Genomic DNA, 18,159 nt, shown 5'->3' on the forward strand with positions numbered 1-18,159 from the left:
GCAGGCCTGACAGCGCGTTACGCGCCGTCAGGCCTTTGTTTACATCACATACAGTTTTTAAAAGTATCTTAATCCAAATGCTCTGACATATCCATTCGAGTCATAATCTGCCCAAAATGTCGTCTTTTTTGTTGGTTTGTACTCCACAGTTCCTGCATTCTCATAGCTCATGATCAATTTATTACTTACAAAATACGCACTTGTATGGGTTTCATTTTTCGGGAACTTCCTATGGACCTTTGGTGCTCCAAGCGCGCTTGTCACTTCCGTCAATTTAACTTTTCGATTATCGAAAGATGGCATCGTCATGATGTCACCAATATGATTCGGATATTTGTCATCGTATCCAATCGTCCCATAGATAAAAGGTCCTTTTACTTTTCCGAATACGCAACAGCCTGTTTGATAGTATCCATAAGATGCATTTTTCCCTGTTATTTTCATGCGGTCATACAATTTTGCCTCTGCCTTATACATCGTGCCTTTTTTCGCAGCTGCGTAATGTTGCTTCAAATAAGTAGCATTACTCGTTTTGAAGACAGTGACGGTAATTGTCTTTAGCTTGCTTTTATTTTTCGCAGCATCAACAGCATAGAGTGAGAACTTGGTCCCGCTTGTTTGTGTCTTGAATGTAAATTTGAAAAGACCTTTTGAGTCAGCTTTTGTACTAGCGACTTTTGTTTTCCCTTTATAGAGGTACACCAATGCCTTGGCTTCCGTTTTTCCCGTCAGGCTCGTGCTTTTCGTATTTACACTACTAGATGTTGGTGTAGGAGGTGCCGTTTTATCTGTTACTTTAACAAGTACCGACTTGCTCTTGTTTTTAGCGGCATCTATTACATAAACCGTCAATGTGGATCCTGCTTTTTGTTTAGCTAGTTTTACTGAAAATTTTCCGGAAACAGATGTCGCTTGACCCACTTTTTTGCTTCCGTTCATAACGATGACCGTGCTTTTACTCTCAGCTGTACCAGTAAGTACAGTCATCGCATCAGAGAACGCTGAGACTTTTGGCGCGACCGGAGCCGTTTTATCGATGACTTTAAACGTTGTCACGGAGCTTCTGTTCTTTTGGGTGTCTTCTACCGCTACATAGAGAGTGGAGCCGCCTGTTTGTTTTGGAACTGGAATTGTAAACTTGCCTTTTTGACTTTGTTTGAGTTGGCCTATGACCTGTTTTGAAGCATTGTATACGTAAATAGTGCCTCCTGGGACATCATATGGAAGTTGTCCCGTCACTTGCGTTGCTTGATCTGTAAATGCGTCCACGACAACTGGACCGTACATTGACGTATTGACGGCTGCTGACGCATTGACACGACCGTATCCGTAATCGTCATCTTTTCCTCGTGCTCCGAGATCATCCGCCGTATCAATCAAACGTTTAACGATTTGATCGCCTGTTAAAGAGGGGGCGTTCGCTTTAATTAGTGCTGCAACACCGGCGACGACAGGAGATGCCATGGAAGTTCCGCTCATCACACCGTAGCTATCATAGGGTAATGTCGAGTAAATAGAGCTACCTGGGGCTGAAATATCAATTGTCGACCCATAGTTTGAGAAATAAGACGGTGAATCCCATGATGTCGTCGAGGCAACGGATACCACATGTTCGTAAGCGGCAGGGTACCATGGATCGTCTGTCGCATCGTTTCCAGCTGCTGCAACGATCACTACTCCAGCATCATGTGCGTATTTAATAGCTTCTTGATTTAACCAGCTGTAATAATAACTACCTAAACTCATATTAATGATGTCAGCGCCATTGTCTACCGCATAATAAATGGCTTTGATGACATCTGAAGAGTAAGCGCCGTCCCCTTCAAATACATTGATAGGCATGATTTTTGTTTTTGGAGCAACTCCTGCTCCTCCTGTGTAATTATCAATTTGACCAGCGATGATTCCCGCGACGTGTGTTCCGTGTTCGCCCACTGGAATTGTCTCATCCCAACCTTCAACCATGTCAAAGGGATGAATGATGTTATTTTCTAAATCCTCATGATATAAATCAATTCCATCATCAATCACAGCAACAATGACGTTTGTCGATCCCTTTGTTCTATTCCAAGCCTCTTTTGTCTCAATATTTTTGTGGTGTGATTGAAGAAATAAATCCGAATCATTTGGTGTATAAGCGTGTTGTAAAAGATAATCAGGTTCTACTCTTACTACTTCTGGTTGGGACTTTAACTCACTAATATATTCACTCAACGTTTTCTCTGTCGGTACGTCTACTGTATAAATTGCTGAAGAATTACTTGTTTTCTTTACAAGCATTTCTTGTGATGTGTTTGTCACATTATTTCCTTTAACTTGAACAATGACTCGATCAATTTGTTCTTTAGTACCTTCCGCACTCGTAACATCTGACCAACCTATAGCCCCTGATACAAAAAGAAGACCAATTGCCCATTTCGCCCACATCATTCCTCATCCTCCCACAATCATTGGTTCTTATAAAAATACCACAAAAAGGTAATATTTACTTTTTGAATAAATGATAATACTTTTAATTACATTTATCATGGCAAATAGAGTGATTTTATGTATCATGCTTTGATGATATACAAACTAGCGAACACGTCGGTCACCATTTCGCTAAACGAACGGAACGATGAGTCGTCAATCAGTGACGTCATTGCTTCTTTCACGACAGTTGCATTCGTCCAATCGGGAACGTCGGTCATCTCAGTGTAAATGCGGGTGAACTTTTTCCCTTCTTGTTTTCCGGACTTCCAAAACGAGATGTTTTTCGCTTCGAGTGCCTCCAGAAGCGGGAGACGTTCGGCATAATCAATCGGTCCAACTTCCACATAGAGTTTAAGACGCTTGCTACCTTTCCGTTCGAACCAGATGATCAGTCCGTAGTTGAGCCAATAGCGGTTCAATCGGTCCATCTGTTCCAAGTACGGTAGCCAATCGTTCATAACGAAGTTCGGCACGCGAGTGTGTGCGGAGTAGGTCATGATCGCCTGTTCGTTCACAAACTCGAGGAACGCTTGGTGGACGATGTTGCCGCCGGTTTTAAAGATATAGTCGATGGTTTGTCGCTTGCGGTTATAGATAAGCAGGAGATGTCGTCTCGTCTCCGCGTCGAACGTATCAAGCGTTTTGACAGCTTGGCGTAGCTCGATTTGTTTATGCTTTGCCGGATTGGCATTCGCATACAACAAATGAATCGCGGAGGCATAATCTTGATACAGCTCGAGCGCCGTGTTCATCGTCTCCTCGTCATCGACGAGCCGTTCCTCGAGTAGCGCGATATAATACGTTAGAAAGTCGTAAATATTGTCGGCGATTGTCGCACGGTTCAACTCGAGTTCTTGGGTGATCATCAGACGGACGTCCTCATAGTCGAGGAACCAATAGTCGTTGTGAGACGGGGCATCACTCGAGAGCGTCAAATAGACCGGCAAGATGTTCCGATTCGGAAATGTCTCGTGGACGTGGTCAAAGTAATGACTGAGTTGGCCGGCCGACTCGTTCGAATGAAACTTGTTTTCGATGAGCAACATCAAGTTCAGCGATGGAATATCGATCAATAAGTCGATTGAGCCATTCCCGGTCCACCACTCGCGATGGACCGTGACGTCCGAGAGTGGGGCGTGAAGGAATGGTAAATAGTCGATGCCGACGATCTTTTCTTCGTTCTCCGGCTTCGTGATTAAGTTCATCAAGACTTTCCGCAAAAAGAAGCTACCGAGCCGATGGTTCTCGTTCGGGTCGAACAGCCAGGCGAGGACGTTCGAGTGACGAATCTCGTACTGATCGACGCGGAGCACCTTGAGCGGATTGAATTGATGGAACTGCTGGTGGAGACGGTTGAATTCGGTCGAGTTTTCGAGTTGTAAGATGGTGTCGAGTGAATAAGTCATAAGAACTCCTTTATCATCAATATTCGCCGCTAAGCTTTTTCCATTCTTGCTCAAGGTGGGCATCAACTGCTTTCCAGTCGTACACGTCTTTCCCGAGCACATGCTTCAGTTCTTGCATCGAGGCGAACGCGAAGCGGCTCCAGGCGACGTAGTTCAAACGCGTCGCAAATAACATCGGGACGTTACCACTTCGGATATAGGCGTCCATTCCATCGGTCAGGCATAGCGCACCGTGGCCGACGAGCAGCATCTTCCGGAGCGTCGGTTTATTGCCGACGGGAATCGATTCGAGCCAACCGTTCTTGTGATAAAACAGGCTCTTCAAGCCCCAAAGCAGACGGATGACGAGTTCGTTGAAGACGACCGGTACCGCCATCGCCACACCGTGACGTGCATCATAGCCACTCTCGAACACTTTCGTCGAGAAGTCGGCAAACGAGAGTGTCTGTCCTTTATGCGAAACTTGTCCAAAGTCGGCGAATTGGAACAGCTCAAAGAACGGGAGCGGGATACCGGCGCCGCGACGACCGTTGTCGTGACCGCGCACACCACTCGAACCTGATACGTCAGATAAGAGGTGACCGAACCAGTTGGCAAACCCGGCGAACAGCTTAGCCAGTAGGTTGCCACCTTGTAGCCTTTGCGTACCATCTTCTTTTGGCTCGAGCCGAAGCAGGCGACCGTCCGAGACGAAGCTTGCCTTGTCTGTGAACTGATCCAAAATCGAGAAGAATAAGCCAATGATGTCCGGTGCGTGGGCGAGCGATTTCAAATGGTGGTCCGACGGACGCATATTCAGTGTGGCTTCGCCCATCTTCAAATCCTGCGCATACCGCGCGTCATAGTTCACTTTGAAACGGCGCTCCAAAAAACCAATGGCGCTCGCGATCGAATCCGGTTGCTTACGGAGGCGGGCTCCGTTCTTTTTATCTTGTTTCCAGACGAGATTCGCAAATTTGATCACGACGTTGTCGACCTTCTCATCTGACCACTTCCCGAGTTTACTGTCTGTCGGGGAGCCGACGAAGAAACTGTCAATCAACCCAGCGACAAGACCGCTGAAGGACGCCATCATATAATCGTAGCGGTCACATGCCGCTTCCTTCAGCAAGAACTCTTCTTTGAACGTTGTCGCCAAATCGTGACGCTGTCGTGCCGTCAACAGATGGGCGAACGGATCGTCGAGCCCGGTCACATCATGTCGCGCCGCATACATATCGAGTTCGGTCAAATACATATTCCAAGAGACGTCCGATACTTGGACAGGTTCCAGGTCGTCGAATGTTGGGACGGCTAGCGGTGCCAACTGAGGTGAAGCTGTTTCTGGTACCTGTCCATTCATGAGTCGCATCATGTCGTCGAACAAGTTGTCGAGTGCTGCCGATTGAGCATCTTGCGTATCTTCAAGTTGATGTAAGTGTGAATGGATGTCACCTAAACGTTGCTTGGCCTGTGCGGCTTGATGTTGCTGGACGAGTAACGCTTTTGCCTTATCAATGATGTCTTGTTCGGACCGGTTCATTTATCACCGAAGACGTTCTTTACGAGACGCTTCGCCCCACCGGTCACTTCGGCCAGACCGCCACCTGACATTTTAACTAAATCAGGCGAGAATTCTCCCTCCTCTAAGCGTCTGGGGGCGAAGCCCAGCGTAGGTGGGAGATGAATCGCCCGTCTTGGCAAAATTGTATGTGCTTGATATAATCAGTGTAACCAATCAAAAGGACTGATATATCAATGAAAATGGACACAAATAAACATTCAGTCTTTCTTCTGAATTACCACCTCGTCTTGGTAGTCAAATATAGACGCAAGGTGATTGACGACGACGTCTCGGAGTTCGCGAGACAGACGTTCGAACGGATCGGCGCGTCATACCATATCACACTGACCGAATGGAATCATGACGGTGATCATATCCATGTGTTGTTCAAGGCTCACCCGAACACAGAGATGTCGAAGTTTCTGAACGCCTACAAGAGCGCCAGTAGCCGACTGATCAAACGAGACTTTCCACACGTCAAGATACGACTGTGGAAAGAAATGTTCTGGTCTCGAAGCTACTGCCTCGTGACGACCGGCGGTGCGACGGTCGACGTCATCAGGCAATACATCGAAAAACAAGGAAAGGAGTGATCACTTTGCTGAGGGCGTACAAGTTTCGACTATACCCGACGAAACCGCAACGAGAATCCTTCATGAAGACGTTCGGTTGCGTCCGTTTCGTCTACAACAAGATGCTCGAAGAACGGATCCGACTGTATGAAGAGTCGAAGCTGAACCCCGACGCAAAGCAGAAGCTCCCGACCCCGGCGAAGTATAAGCCCGAATTCCCTTTCTTGAAAGAAGTCGATAGCTTGTCTCTGGCGAATGCCCAGATGGACTTAAATAAGGCGTATGCCAACTTCTTCCGCGACAAATCTGTGGGGTTCCCGAAGTTCAAATCGAAGCACAGCGACCGTGCCTCCTACACGACCAACAATCAGAACGGGAACGTCCGGATCGAGGACGGGAAGGTGAAACTTCCTAAGATCGGCTTCGTGAAGTTCAAACAACATCGTTCTTTCGAGGGAATCATCAAGTCCGCGACAATCTCGATGACGAAGACAGGCAAGTTCTTCGTCTCCATTCTTGTCAATCAAGGTGAAGAAAAGTGGATTCCTGCTAAGAACAAAATCGGCATCGACCTCGGGTTAGAACACTTCGCCATCATGACAAATGATGACATGGTTTCTGAGAAGATCGACAACCCTCGTTTCCTTCGCAAGTCGGAAGAAAAGGTCGAGAAGGCACAGCGAGCTTTGTCTCGTAAGAAAATAGGAAGCAAGAATCGAGAAAAAGCCAAGCTGATTCTCGCCAAGAAGCACGAGAAGATCGCAAATCAACGTAAAGACTTTCTTCATAAGTTGTCGAAACAAATCGTTGACGAGAACCAAGTCATCGTCGTGGAGACATTGAAATCTAAGAATATGATGAAGAACCACAAGGTAGCTAAGTCTATTGGAGACGTAAGTTGGTACGAGTTCGTCCGCCAATTGGAGTACAAATGTAAGTTCTATGGTCGAACGCTTATTAAAGCAGACCAGTGGTTTGCATCAACCCAAATATGTTCTTCTTGCGGCGAGAAAGGCCAGAAGAAGACTATGGACGTCCGTGAATGGACGTGTACTTGTGGCGCTCATCATGATCGAGATATCAACGCGAGCATCAACTTGTTGATGTTAGCTGACTAAAAAACCTTCAGGGCAGGGACTTGCCCGACGAGCTTGGTAAACAATCGTGGCTAGTAAAAGTACGGTCTTCCCAAGAAGCTCCCACTTCAATTCGCGAAGCAAATAAGTGGTGAGTAGTTCACATAAGTGAGCTTATACGTTTCCGGCAAGTCGGCGAGCGGTGTCACTTGCGAGACGTTGACGAGTTCGTCTTCTTGATCTTTTAACGCGGCAATCCCGTTCAATAGCTCGACGACGCCTTCGATGTTATACGTTGCGAGTTTGTCGGACAGACTGTAATCATATTGCTCAGTGTGCATGACGATGTGAAGTTTCTCTTTTCGTTTGTCATTCTTATACGTGACTTTGCGGTCCAAATCGACGCGCTGCAAATCTTTGTAGTAGACGCAAATCGGTTTTTCGAGCAACGGTTTGAAATAGAAGCGGTCACCCAAAAACAACATGCCTTCTTTGCCGCTCTTGAAGAGCGTCGAGTCGTATAAGACGATGACATGTTCCGGGATGGCGTCTTCCGCGTAATTTTTAATGGCTCCATTCAATTTTTGTCGGGTACGCTCGGGGCGATGTGCGTGCCGTCACCGAGCAAGGTGTGGGCGTATTCTTTCAAATATGTATTAATATTCATCAAATATCACCTTCCATATATTGTTTATACAGTTATTATATACTTATAGAGAATGGCAGGTAGGGAAAATATTCTAGCTGGTAAACAACGATGCGAGGAGCGGCTATGGTGAAGATGATAATGTATATCTTGATTGTTGGGTTAAGCGGAGGAGTGGCCGTGCTCTTGTTTTGGACGGGACGTGCGACAAGACTCGTCCATCGGGCTTTGCGACGAGAACTTCAAATGATTCGCGATGAATTGAAACAGGCAGAGCATCACCCGGCCCGACAGTTTGACCTGCTCGACCCGGTCTATCGGACAGTCGTGTTTCAAGTCCATTCGAAAGTGAAGATGAAGCGACCCGAATTGGAGCAAGTGGTGAGCGATGAGCTGAATCGATTGATCAAAAACAAACGATCGGCCATCTGGTCTTCGGTGACTGTGACGGGGCGGAGCGCGTTGGCGTTGATGATGTTGACGGTGAGTCTAGTCGGTGGGTATGCAGCCTATCATGAGGCGCAAACGATGGATTGGCCCGGTTCAACACAAGTGGCGAGTTCATCGGCTACGATTCTCGACGAGACGTTCGAGTTGCCGGCGCAAGTCTCATCACCAGAGGAACTTGGTCAGGCACTCGCCTATCATATGAGTCAATTCGATGAAACGTTCAGCATCCGCTATATTGGTAAGAGTCGAGACTTTGAACAGACGATGGACGAGGCGTGGGACTGGCTCGAGATGAACCATATTTACGTGTTCCGCCTGTCACGCGGCGGAGAGACGGAGTATCGCGACCATGGCGGCTATGTCGACCTGGATGTCGAGTTGGCTTACGATATGAACATCGAGGAAGCGAAACAGATTGAAGCGAGAGTCGACCAAGTCATCGCCGATATGCCGGACGGGCTGAATGATTACGAGAAAGTGAAATACATAAACGACTATGTCGTCCTGAACACGGCCTACAAGTTAGACAGCCGAGCGAGTCCGTACACGCCGTATTCGATTCTCTTCAATGGGGAAGGAGTGTGCGAAGGATACGCGTTAACGACGTTACTTCTATTAGAAGCGGCAGGGGTGGAAGCACGATATATCTCTGGAGAGGCTGGGACGGAACTACATGCGTGGAATCTCGTGAAGCTCGACGGCGCATGGTACCACTTGGACACGACGTGGAACGATCCGGTGCCGAACCGGCCGGGTGAGGTCGGGTACGATTATTTCTTGGTGTCCGATGCGACGCTTCAGAAAGATCATACATGGGAGGTCGGAGATTATCCGGTAACCTCAATAGCTGACTTCCGGTAACTCGTTAACTTAGGAATATATTAAAAACCCTGAATGGCGGCACTCGAACGTGCGCATTCAGAGTTTTTGTGCCATCTTCAATTGTCTCAATGGATGGCCGAGAATGTCTTCAAATATCGTTCAAAGTCTGCTCTATCTAGCGGTTTGGAGAGTAGGTACCCTTGGCCGAGCGTACAGCCGTTTTGCTTGAGAAATTGTAGTTGGAAATCGGTCTCGATCCCTTCGGCGATGATGTCCAAATCGAGGTTCAACCCAAGCTCGATGATGGTTTTGACCATCGGCGAAGATGCCGATTCGTCCAATCCTCTCACAAACGATTGATCAATCTTTAACGCATCAATCGGCAGATGTTGAAGGACATGCAAGGAAGAATACCCCGTACCGAAATCATCAATTGAAGTTCGGACACCGAGTTCTTTCAACTGATGCAAGATAATTGTCGTGTCTTTCGTGTTCTGCATGATGGATTCGGTGATTTCAAGTTCAAGACAATGTGGACCGAGCTTCGTCTGGTCGAGGATGTGTCTGACCGAATCGATGAATGCATCGTCCTCTAACTGAATGACAGAGACGTTTACGGCGACGTGCAACTCGGTCGGACCAAGAGACTGCCAAGCTTTCACTTGCTCACACGCCTTCCGCATGACCCAGCACCCGATGTCGACAATCATCCCAGTCTCTTCCGCTGCAGGAATAAACTCCATCGGCGAGATGATGCCTAGTCTAGAATGATGCCAGCGCAACAGCGCCTCTACCCCATCCAATTGGCCAGACTGTAAATTGATTTTTGGTTGATAGACAAGATGGAATTGCTTTTCCTCGAGCGCGTACTTCAATGCTTTTTCGATTTCCATCTTGCGTTGGATTTTGGTCATCATCTCGCTGTCGAACACGAGATAATTGTTCTTGCCATTCTCTTTCACCTCATACATGGCGACATCGGCCTTCGTCAACAAATCCTCTGCGTTTTTCGAGTGGTCAGGGAATAGACTGATGCCGATGCTCGGGGTAAGGTTCATCGTTTTTCCGGCGACCGTCATGTCGATTACGAAGAGATCGAGTAAGGCGTTCGCAAAGAAGCGGGCGTGTTCTTCTGAGCCGTTGCGTAACAAGACGACGAACTCGTCCCCGCCAAGTCGATAGAGACGCTCCTTCTCCTTGATGATTAGCCCGATATGCTCGGCAACGGCAATCAGCACACGATCACCAATCTGATGACCGAGCGAATCATTGATATATTTGAACCGGTCCAAATCGATCATCAGTAAAGCCAAACGCTCGTGCTCAGACGATACGTGTCGTTTTAGATCGGTGATGAGACTATGGCGATTGGGCAAGCTGGTCAGGCTGTCGTGAAACGCCAAATACTCCATTTGAGATAGAATCTGTTTATTCTCTCGAATCATGAAAAATTGTCTCCCGACAATTAAAAAATACGTGACAATCAAGGCGACGCTCAACACGTTGAAATGCCAATCATAGCTATTTATGACGAGCACAATCAATAAGATTCCGCTCGCATAAGGCAAATACAGTTCATATTCGGGATTCAGAATCGTCCTATGCTCTTTCCATGTATCCGACGGCCGTTCCCGATATAGCAACCCGGTCAACCCGATGAAAAGAGGGGCAATCGTCCATAACAGATACATGGTCGAGGTGGTGTCAGGATATGAAACGACCATCATGACATCGGCTGTCGCCTGTAGGATTAGTCCGGTCACCAAAAATAAGACTGCGCGCTCCGTTTTTCCGGCTTGGACCATATAGTAGAGAATGATGCCGAGAAACAGGATGCCTAGATCGACGAATTGATAAACGAACGTGATCGCATAAATGTGGAACGGATAGTCAGCTGCTAGATGGAACGGCTGAATTAAAAAATGATAGCTGACGGACATAGCCACGATCATGTAGATGGAGAGATTGAATCGATAATGGCGATCACTGAGTAAAAATCCTCCTGTCTGGGTTCGATTGACGAGTGCCATTAAAAATAATGGATAGGACATAATCCAGAACAAGTTCGCGACAAAGCGTCTTGACGGGTTCAAGTACTGCATGTCGAGCAGTAGCCAAATGAAGTTACCGAGAGTCAAAGTGACCAATGCCAGCAAGATGTACCACCAATACCGTGGACGGGTAGGGTGGCGACGCAACGCCATGATTATCCAGCTCAAACCAATCACGCTTGCGAAAAACGGGAAGGCGCTGTGTCCTAGAGGATGGCGCTGATCGAGCAACATAAGCATTATCGTACAGATCAGAAAAATTCCACTGATCGTTAAATATAAAGATAAGGGGGACCGCCTATGTTTGTTTGTCCTCATGGGATTAATCCTCTCTATTAATTATTAGTTCGATGATGTGTGTTCCCGATGTGAATAGTCACTTTGTTTCATTTTTTCATCAATCTCCATACGAAAATCCCTGAGAGGGGGTGGGGATACTCTCAGGGGGAAATCATATGGTGAAAACATTGTCATCTACAGTTTGAACTGTTGGCTCATAGTTTCCATGTCTATAGCTGTCGTTGACAGTTCTTTCACAAACTGGTTCATCGTATCACTCGTCACGGCCAACTGTTCAGTAGACGCTGCCACTTCCTCGTTCCCGGCTGTGCTTTCTTCGGAAATCGAAGCAATATCAGATAGTCCTTGCTCAATGGCTTTTTGATTCGTCTCCACATTTCCTAGTCTGGTTTGCATCGAATGACTGAGTGAACGCATCTCACGGACACTCATTTCGATGTCTTCAAACGCGACTTTCGTCGACTCAAGCGTTTGCTTACCTGTCTCTGTTGCCGAGCGGCTCTCTGTGAAAGCACGATCTAGGTCAACAGAATTCCGTTTAACGTTCGCCGCAATTTCTGAGATTTCACTTACTGACTGAGACACTTCATCTGATAACATACGAATCTCGGCAGCAACGACAGCGAATCCTTTTCCATGCTCACCAGCGCGCGCCGCTTCGATGGCGGCATTGAGTGCAAGTAGGTTTGTCTGTTCTGAAATTTGTCGGATTAAGGTCACGAGTTGCGTCACCTCGTCTGCTTGTCTTTCAAAATCTTTCACTTGTCCTTGTGACTGTGTGATCTGTGCATGGATATATGTCATCTGATCTACCGCCTCCGACATATAAGCTTGTCCTTTTAGAGTCGCCGCGCCTACCTGATCTGCTTGTTGGCTCACTTCTTGTCCTTCTGCTGTCGCATGTCTGACAAGAGAGGCGAAGTCGTTCATGTGCTCGTAAAGTTTCATCGTGAGTGTACTTTGATTCTCGACGCCTCCAGCGAGTTCTTCCATCGTATAAGCGATTTGACGTGAAGCGTCATGCACCTCGACGGAAATCGAAGCAACGTTCGCGCTCTCTTTTGAAACTGTGGCTGATGAGGACTGGATACCCGAAACCAGTTCCTTCAGTGTCCCAGTCATTTGTCGCATCGAACTCGCCAACCGCTTGATTTCATCGTCCTTCTTGACGTGGATTGTCTCAATTACCGAAGATGCTGCACCTAGTTCTCCATGAGCGACTTTATTGGCGACTTGGTCCAATATGCTCAACGGTTTTAACTTCCAATCCAAGTACCGCCAGATGATAGCGGTTCCGACACTCATTAAAATGAAGAGTCCTAACACGATTTGAGGGATGATGTCTTGCAACACATCTGACGTGATTGCGGCGACTTCATCTGCTTTTTTATCGAGTCCGAGGACACCAATCACGTTCCCGTCTAGTTTGATTGGGACGAGAACCGTGATGTATTCTCCATACTCAGGATCATGTACGACTCTAGTGGCTACGTCTTCTCCATTAAAAGCAGCTTCAACATTCTCGGGTGACGTCGAAGATAGAATCTTTCCGATATCGTCAGCTTCATCTGCTTCCGCACCGTCGATGATGATTTGAGCCTGATTTTTGTCCAATTCGACCGTGTAAATGTACATGGCTCCGTTTTGTTGACGATATGTATGAAGCTGTTCCCGAAACTGTTCATATACGTCTCCTTTAACCGGAGATTCGACAAACTTGGCATAAGCCGACTTGTCCATATCATCAATCAAACGATTGGCATCATCGATTAGGACCGATTGGACGGTCTTTAAAACGGTATTCTTCGTCCCAATATACTGAAACACCCCGAATAGAATAATCAATAAGCCAATAAAAATCAGCATCACCTGCAAAATCCTCGTTTTTAATGTCCCTATTTTTTTAGTTCTCATCTTCCAATTCCTCCATTCCCTCCATTCTTATCGGCTTAAAAACGATAGTTTGAATATCGCTTTTGTTTTTTTAGTATTTTGTTATTTCCGTGAAATACTATATTTTTTAGTGCATCGCATACAAAAAACCTCGAATGGATTCCCGAACATCCAAGTCGAGGTCTTTAAAAACTCCTCAAAAACTATACTTCTCAATTCCGATTGGGAAGTGGTCAATCAATCATTTTGTATTTTCCACGTTGAGAGTGAGTGCGGCGTCAAAACGAGCCGTAATCTGTTGCGGGCGTGTGATCGCCCCGCCGACGACGACGGCGTGGGTGCCGAGGTCCATGCAGCGTTTCGCCATCTCGGGCGTCAAAATGTTGCCTTCGGCGACGACCGGTTGCGTGACGTGGTCGAGCACGTCCTTCAAGAACTTGAAGTCGTCGTGGAAGAGGAGCGAACCGTTCGTCTCGGCCGTATAGCCGTGTAGCGTCGTCGAGATGTAGTCGAAGCCGATTCGGTCCGCTTCGATACAATCCTCAAGCGTCGCACAGTCGGCCATCAACAGTTGGTTCGGATAAATCGAGCGGATGGCGTGGACGAGCTCTTGCAGTGTCATGTTGCCGGGACGCAGACGTTGCGTCGCATCGAGAGCGATGACGTCGACGCCGACTTCAATCAACTCCTCAACTTCCTTCATCGTCGCCGTAATGAACACGTCACTGTCCGCATAGTCGCGTTTGACGATCCCGATGATCGGGACGTTCACTTGCTTTTTGATTTCACGGATGTCTTTCGCCGAGTTGGCACGGATCCCTTTGGCGCCGCCTTGGACGGCCGCGATGGCCATCCGTCCCATGATGTAGTCGCTATGGAGCGGTTCATCCTCGAGTGCCTGGCACGAGACGATCAATCCGGTTGGTAAATCGGTCATCATTAATCACTTCTTTCTTTTAATCGGTCGAGCGCTTTTAGTGTCTTCATATAGTGCGCTTTTAAGTCTTCATTCGTTTCCATCAATGTTTTCGTCACCGCGTCCGCTGTGAAGAGGAGCGGGAGCTGTGTGTTGATCAAGAACGCCTCGCCCGACGCACCGGCCGTCAACAGTCGGTGGTCGACGAGCTCGGCGAGCGGGGAGTGCTGATAGCCGACGAAGGCGATCGTCGTGCAGCCCGATTCTTTCGCGAGCTGGACGGCTTGGACGACCTCACGGCTCTCGCCGCTGTTCGAGAAGGCGATAATCAAATCGTCTTTCGTCGCGATCGAGGCGTCCATGACCATGCTATGGCTATCGAACGCCGTCGTCGCGAGCAGTCCCATCCGCCGCAAGCGATACTCCATCTCTTGGGCGACGAGTCCGGCGTTACCGAGTCCGTATAAGTGGACCGAGCGGCACCGTCGAATATGGTCGCAGATGGCGAGCAGTTCGTCTTGGTCGATCAAGTGAGCGGTCGTCTGAATCAATTCGATATACGACCGCTGCATCGGTTCGAGTGACGTCGCCGTCTGGGGTAAGTTCGTTTCCGTCAATGTCTTTTGCATCATGAGCTTCAGTGCCGAATAGCTCCCGACCCCAATCGTTTTGCAGAACCGGGTCACGGTCCCAGGTGAAGTCTGGATGGCTTGCGCCAACTCAGTAATCGTCAACTCGATGGCGTCGTTCATATTCGTCATGAGGTAATCGGCAATCTTTTTCTCACTGTCCGTCATCTCTGGATAGACGTCTTTCATTTGTTCCCACACGGCTGTTCCCTCCAACACAATTCGTTATTCGCCCCGGCCTAACGCCTCTTGGACTTCATTCTTAATAATTGTAACAGAAGGACCGTAAATTACTTGAATCCCATTTCCTTTTTGCACGACCCCGTGGGCGCCCGTCGCCTTCAACAAATCCTCGCGGACGTGCTGATGGTCGTTGACGGTGACGCGGAGGCGTGTCGCACAGCAGTCGACCGTGTCGATGTTGGCATCTCCACCGAGAGCGGCGATGATTGCTGTCGTGCGGTCCGATGCGTCAACGTCGGCTGCTTTCACAGCTGTCTCGTCTGAACGTCCCGGCGTCATGAAGTTGAACTTCGTGATGAGGAAGCGGAACGTCACGTAGTAGAGCAAGAACCAGAAGGCACCGATGACCGGTACGAGCATCCAGTTCGTCTTGTCATTTCCCTGTAAAACCCCGAATAAGATAAAGTCGATGAACCCACCTGAGAACGTTTGACCAATCGTGATCTCGAAGATGTGGGCCATCATGAAGGCGAGTCCGTCAAAGATGGCGTGTACCAAATAGAGGACCGGTGCCACGAACAAGAAGGCGAACTCGAGCGGTTCGGTGATCCCCGTCAAGAACGACGTGAGCGCCGCTGAGAACAAGAGACCGAAGACGACTTTCTTCTGTTCTGGTTTCGCGCAGTGGTACATGGCGAGCGCGGCACCGAGCAGACCGAACATCATCGTGATGAAGCGACCTGACATGAAGCGGGCCGTACCTTCATAGAACTGCGTCGTGCTCGGGTCGGCGAGCTGGGCGAAGAAGATTTTCTGCGTCCCTTCAATCAACGTCCCGTCGATGACCATTGAGCCCCCGAGGCCGGTCGTCCAAAACGGGATGTAGAAGATGTGGTGCAACCCAAACGGTCCGAGCATCCGGAGAACGAAGCCGTAGATGAACGTCCCGATATACCCTGTCTTGTCGACGAGTCCACCTAGCGAGAAGATTCCGCTTTGAACCGTCGGCCAGATGAAGTAAAGCGCGATCCCGACACCGATGGCGACGAACGACGTGATGATCGGCACGAAGCGCGATCCGCTGAAGAAGCCAAGGAACTGCGGGAGCACTTGCTTGTTGTAGCGGTTATGCAAGAGCGCGGTCACAATCCCGATGAGAATTCCGCCGAAGACGCCTGTCTCGAGCGTTTGAATCCCGAGTGCCATCCCTTGGCCGGCACTGGCAAGGTCCGTCTCCATCAACTCACCCGTGATTTGAAGCATGGCGTTGATGGTGGCGTTCATGATCAGATAACCAAGCATGGCGGCGAGTCCCGCCGTCCCTTTGTCCGACTTGGCGAGCCCGACCGCGACCCCGATCGCGAAAAGGACAGCCAAGTTGGCGAAGACGATCGACCCAGCGGCGGCCATGATGGTGAACAGATGCTGGAGCCAGGTGATGTCGAGGAATGGATACGCCTGAACCGTGTTCGGGTTCGAGAGCGCACCTCCGATCCCGAGTAATAGTCCCGCTGCCGGTAAGACAGCGATGGGCAACATAAATGATTTCCCGAATTGTTGTGCCCGTTCGAATAGACGTGACATGAAAAAGTCCTCCTTAAAATTATTTTCACCTGAATCATAATATGAAAAATATTTTTATGCAAGCGGTTACGGTAAAAATCTTTTTAATAAAAAATCGAACCAGTCATTGGGACCGGTTCGATACGCATGGTTATGTGGTTTTGACAGGAGGGGTCACATCGGCGCCGTTCGTCGCGATGACTTGCTTGTACCAGTCAAAGCTCTTCTTCTTCGAGCGGGTGAGGGACCCGTTACCTTCATTGTCTTTGTCGACGTAGATGAAACCGTAACGTTTCTTCATCTCGCCGGTCGAGGCGCTGACCAAGTCGATTGGACCCCAACTCGTGTAACCGAGAATCTCGACGCCATCCTTGATGGCCTCATGCATCTGTTCGATATGTTTCGTCATATAGTCGATGCGGTAATCGTCTTCGACGTAGCCGTTCGCGTCTGGCGTATCGACGGCACCGAGCCCGTTCTCGACGACGAACAACGGTTTCTGATAACGGTCGTACAGCTGGTTCGCCGTAATACGGAAGCCGGTCGGATCGATCGTCCAGCCCCATTCCGACTTCTCGAGAAACGGGTTCTCGAGCGAGCTGAAGATGTTGCCTTCCGTCGAGGCGTTGATTTCCGGGTCCGTGCTCGTCGTCCGGCTCGCGTAATAGCTGAAGCCGATATAGTCGACCGTGTGCTGTTTCAATAGCTCGAGGTCACCGTCTTCCATCTGGAGTGTGATGCCGTTTTCGTCGAGGAAACGTTTCGCGTAGCCCGGGTATTCACCGCGCGACTGCACATCGATGAAGAAGAACGATTCACGGTCCTTGTCCATCGCGTCCAAGACGTCGTCCGGGTTGCACGAGTAGGCGTACGTCTGGCCGGCCGCGAGCATGCAGCCGACTTGCATGTCGGGATTGATGGCGTGCGCCGCCTTGACCGCTTTCGCGCTCGCGACGAGTTGATGATGCGCCGCCTGATATTTCACTTGCTGCTTGTCCTCTCCGTCCTCAAAGACGAGACCAGCGCCGATGAACGGCAAGTGCAGCAGCATATTGATCTCGTTGAACGTCATCCAATACTTCACTTTGCCGTTATAGCGGGTGAACAGCGTCGTCGCGTACGTCTCAAAGAAATCGACGACGCGACGGTCGCGCCAACTGCCGTAGTTTTGGATGAGGCTGACCGGCACGTCGAAGTGGGCGATCGTGACGACCGGCTCGATGCCATGTTTCAACAGCTCGTCGAAGACGTCGTCATAAAACTGTAGTCCGGCCTCGTTCGGCTCGGCGTCGTCGCTGTTCGGGAAGATACGGGCCCATGAGATGGATAGGCGGAGCGCCTTGAAGCCCATCTCGGCGAACAAGGCGATATCTTCTTTATACCGGTGATAGAAGTCGATGGCCTCATGTGACGGATAAAATTCGCCCGGTACCGGTTCGAGTGACGGCAAGTCGCCGAACATGACGTCGAACCGTTTCTTCCCGGTCGGCAACAAGTCGACCGTCGTCAATCCTTTACCGCCTTCTAAGTACGCACCTTCAGCTTGGTTCGCGGCGATGGCGCCGCCCCATAAAAATCCGTTTGGAAAACTCATCAAATCCATCCTTTCTAAAGTAGGGGAGGGACGTACCCTCCCA

The 18,159-nt window shown here is 49.0% G+C and carries 13 protein-coding genes; 3 read left to right on the forward strand and 10 right to left on the reverse strand.

The genetic code is table 11. The features are described from left to right. Positions 1–57: 57 nt before the first annotated feature. The 3 genes from NMQ00_RS03310 to NMQ00_RS03320 form a co-directional block, all read right to left on the reverse strand. Entirely contained in the window at positions 58–2,430 is a 2,373-nt protein-coding gene (locus NMQ00_RS03310; protein WP_255177918.1) for a S8 family peptidase, read from the reverse strand. A 122-nt stretch (positions 2,431–2,552) separates the two neighbouring features. After that, a complete protein-coding gene (locus NMQ00_RS03315) occupies positions 2,553–3,878 on the reverse strand; it encodes a PDDEXK-like family protein (protein WP_255177919.1) in 1,326 nt (441 codons plus the stop codon). A gap of 16 nt (positions 3,879–3,894) precedes the next feature. Beyond that, complete coding sequence (locus NMQ00_RS03320; RefSeq protein WP_255177920.1) at positions 3,895–5,400, reverse strand: hypothetical protein; 1,506 nt, start codon at positions 5,398–5,400, stop codon at positions 3,895–3,897. Positions 5,401–5,615: 215 nt separating this feature from the next. On the opposite strand from NMQ00_RS03320, the gene tnpA reads away from it, so the two are divergent. Both tnpA and tnpB read left to right on the forward strand, forming a co-directional pair. Next, the gene (gene tnpA, locus NMQ00_RS03325) at positions 5,616–6,014 is read left to right on the forward strand and encodes an IS200/IS605 family transposase (protein WP_255177921.1); all 399 of its coding nucleotides are present in this window, start codon (positions 5,616–5,618) and stop codon (positions 6,012–6,014) included. A 5-nt stretch (positions 6,015–6,019) separates the two neighbouring features. After that, positions 6,020–7,111, forward strand: a complete 1,092-nt coding sequence (tnpB, locus tag NMQ00_RS03330; protein ID WP_255177922.1) for an IS200/IS605 family element RNA-guided endonuclease TnpB — start codon at positions 6,020–6,022, stop codon at positions 7,109–7,111. A gap of 86 nt (positions 7,112–7,197) precedes the next feature. On the opposite strand, the gene NMQ00_RS03335 is transcribed toward tnpB, so the two are convergent. Then, positions 7,198–7,650: a hypothetical protein gene (locus NMQ00_RS03335; protein ID WP_255177923.1), complete on the reverse strand. Its 453-nt coding sequence runs from the start codon at positions 7,648–7,650 to the stop codon at positions 7,198–7,200. A gap of 191 nt (positions 7,651–7,841) precedes the next feature. On the opposite strand from NMQ00_RS03335, the gene NMQ00_RS03340 reads away from it, so the two are divergent. After that, positions 7,842–9,026: a transglutaminase domain-containing protein gene (locus tag NMQ00_RS03340; RefSeq protein WP_255177924.1), complete on the forward strand. Its 1,185-nt coding sequence runs from the start codon at positions 7,842–7,844 to the stop codon at positions 9,024–9,026. Between the two features lie 86 nt (positions 9,027–9,112). Here the strand turns inward: NMQ00_RS03340 and NMQ00_RS03345 are convergent, their stop codons facing one another. The 6 genes from NMQ00_RS03345 to NMQ00_RS03370 all read right to left on the reverse strand — a co-directional run bounded on the left by NMQ00_RS03345 (position 9,113) and on the right by NMQ00_RS03370 (position 18,125). Beyond that, on the reverse strand, positions 9,113–11,143 hold the full coding sequence (locus tag NMQ00_RS03345) for a putative bifunctional diguanylate cyclase/phosphodiesterase (protein WP_255177925.1): 2,031 nt from the start codon (positions 11,141–11,143) through the stop codon (positions 9,113–9,115). A 369-nt stretch (positions 11,144–11,512) separates the two neighbouring features. Next, a complete protein-coding gene (locus NMQ00_RS03350) occupies positions 11,513–13,204 on the reverse strand; it encodes a methyl-accepting chemotaxis protein (RefSeq protein WP_255178669.1) in 1,692 nt (563 codons plus the stop codon). Between the two features lie 268 nt (positions 13,205–13,472). Next, on the reverse strand, positions 13,473–14,168 hold the full coding sequence (locus NMQ00_RS03355; RefSeq protein WP_255177926.1) for an N-acetylmannosamine-6-phosphate 2-epimerase: 696 nt from the start codon (positions 14,166–14,168) through the stop codon (positions 13,473–13,475). Between the two features lie 2 nt (positions 14,169–14,170). Then, positions 14,171–14,977, reverse strand: a complete 807-nt coding sequence (locus NMQ00_RS03360; protein WP_029594836.1) for a MurR/RpiR family transcriptional regulator — start codon at positions 14,975–14,977, stop codon at positions 14,171–14,173. Positions 14,978–15,001: 24 nt separating this feature from the next. Next, a complete protein-coding gene (locus tag NMQ00_RS03365; protein WP_021066322.1) occupies positions 15,002–16,543 on the reverse strand; it encodes a maltose/glucose-specific PTS transporter subunit IIC in 1,542 nt (513 codons plus the stop codon). A gap of 130 nt (positions 16,544–16,673) precedes the next feature. After that, entirely contained in the window at positions 16,674–18,125 is a 1,452-nt protein-coding gene (locus tag NMQ00_RS03370) for a 6-phospho-beta-glucosidase (RefSeq protein ID WP_255177927.1), read from the reverse strand. Positions 18,126–18,159 lie beyond the last annotated feature (34 nt).

Origin of the sequence: Exiguobacterium aurantiacum (genome assembly GCF_024362205.1) — a bacterium.
Classification (GTDB): Bacteria; Bacillota; Bacilli; order Exiguobacteriales; family Exiguobacteriaceae; genus Exiguobacterium; species Exiguobacterium aurantiacum_B.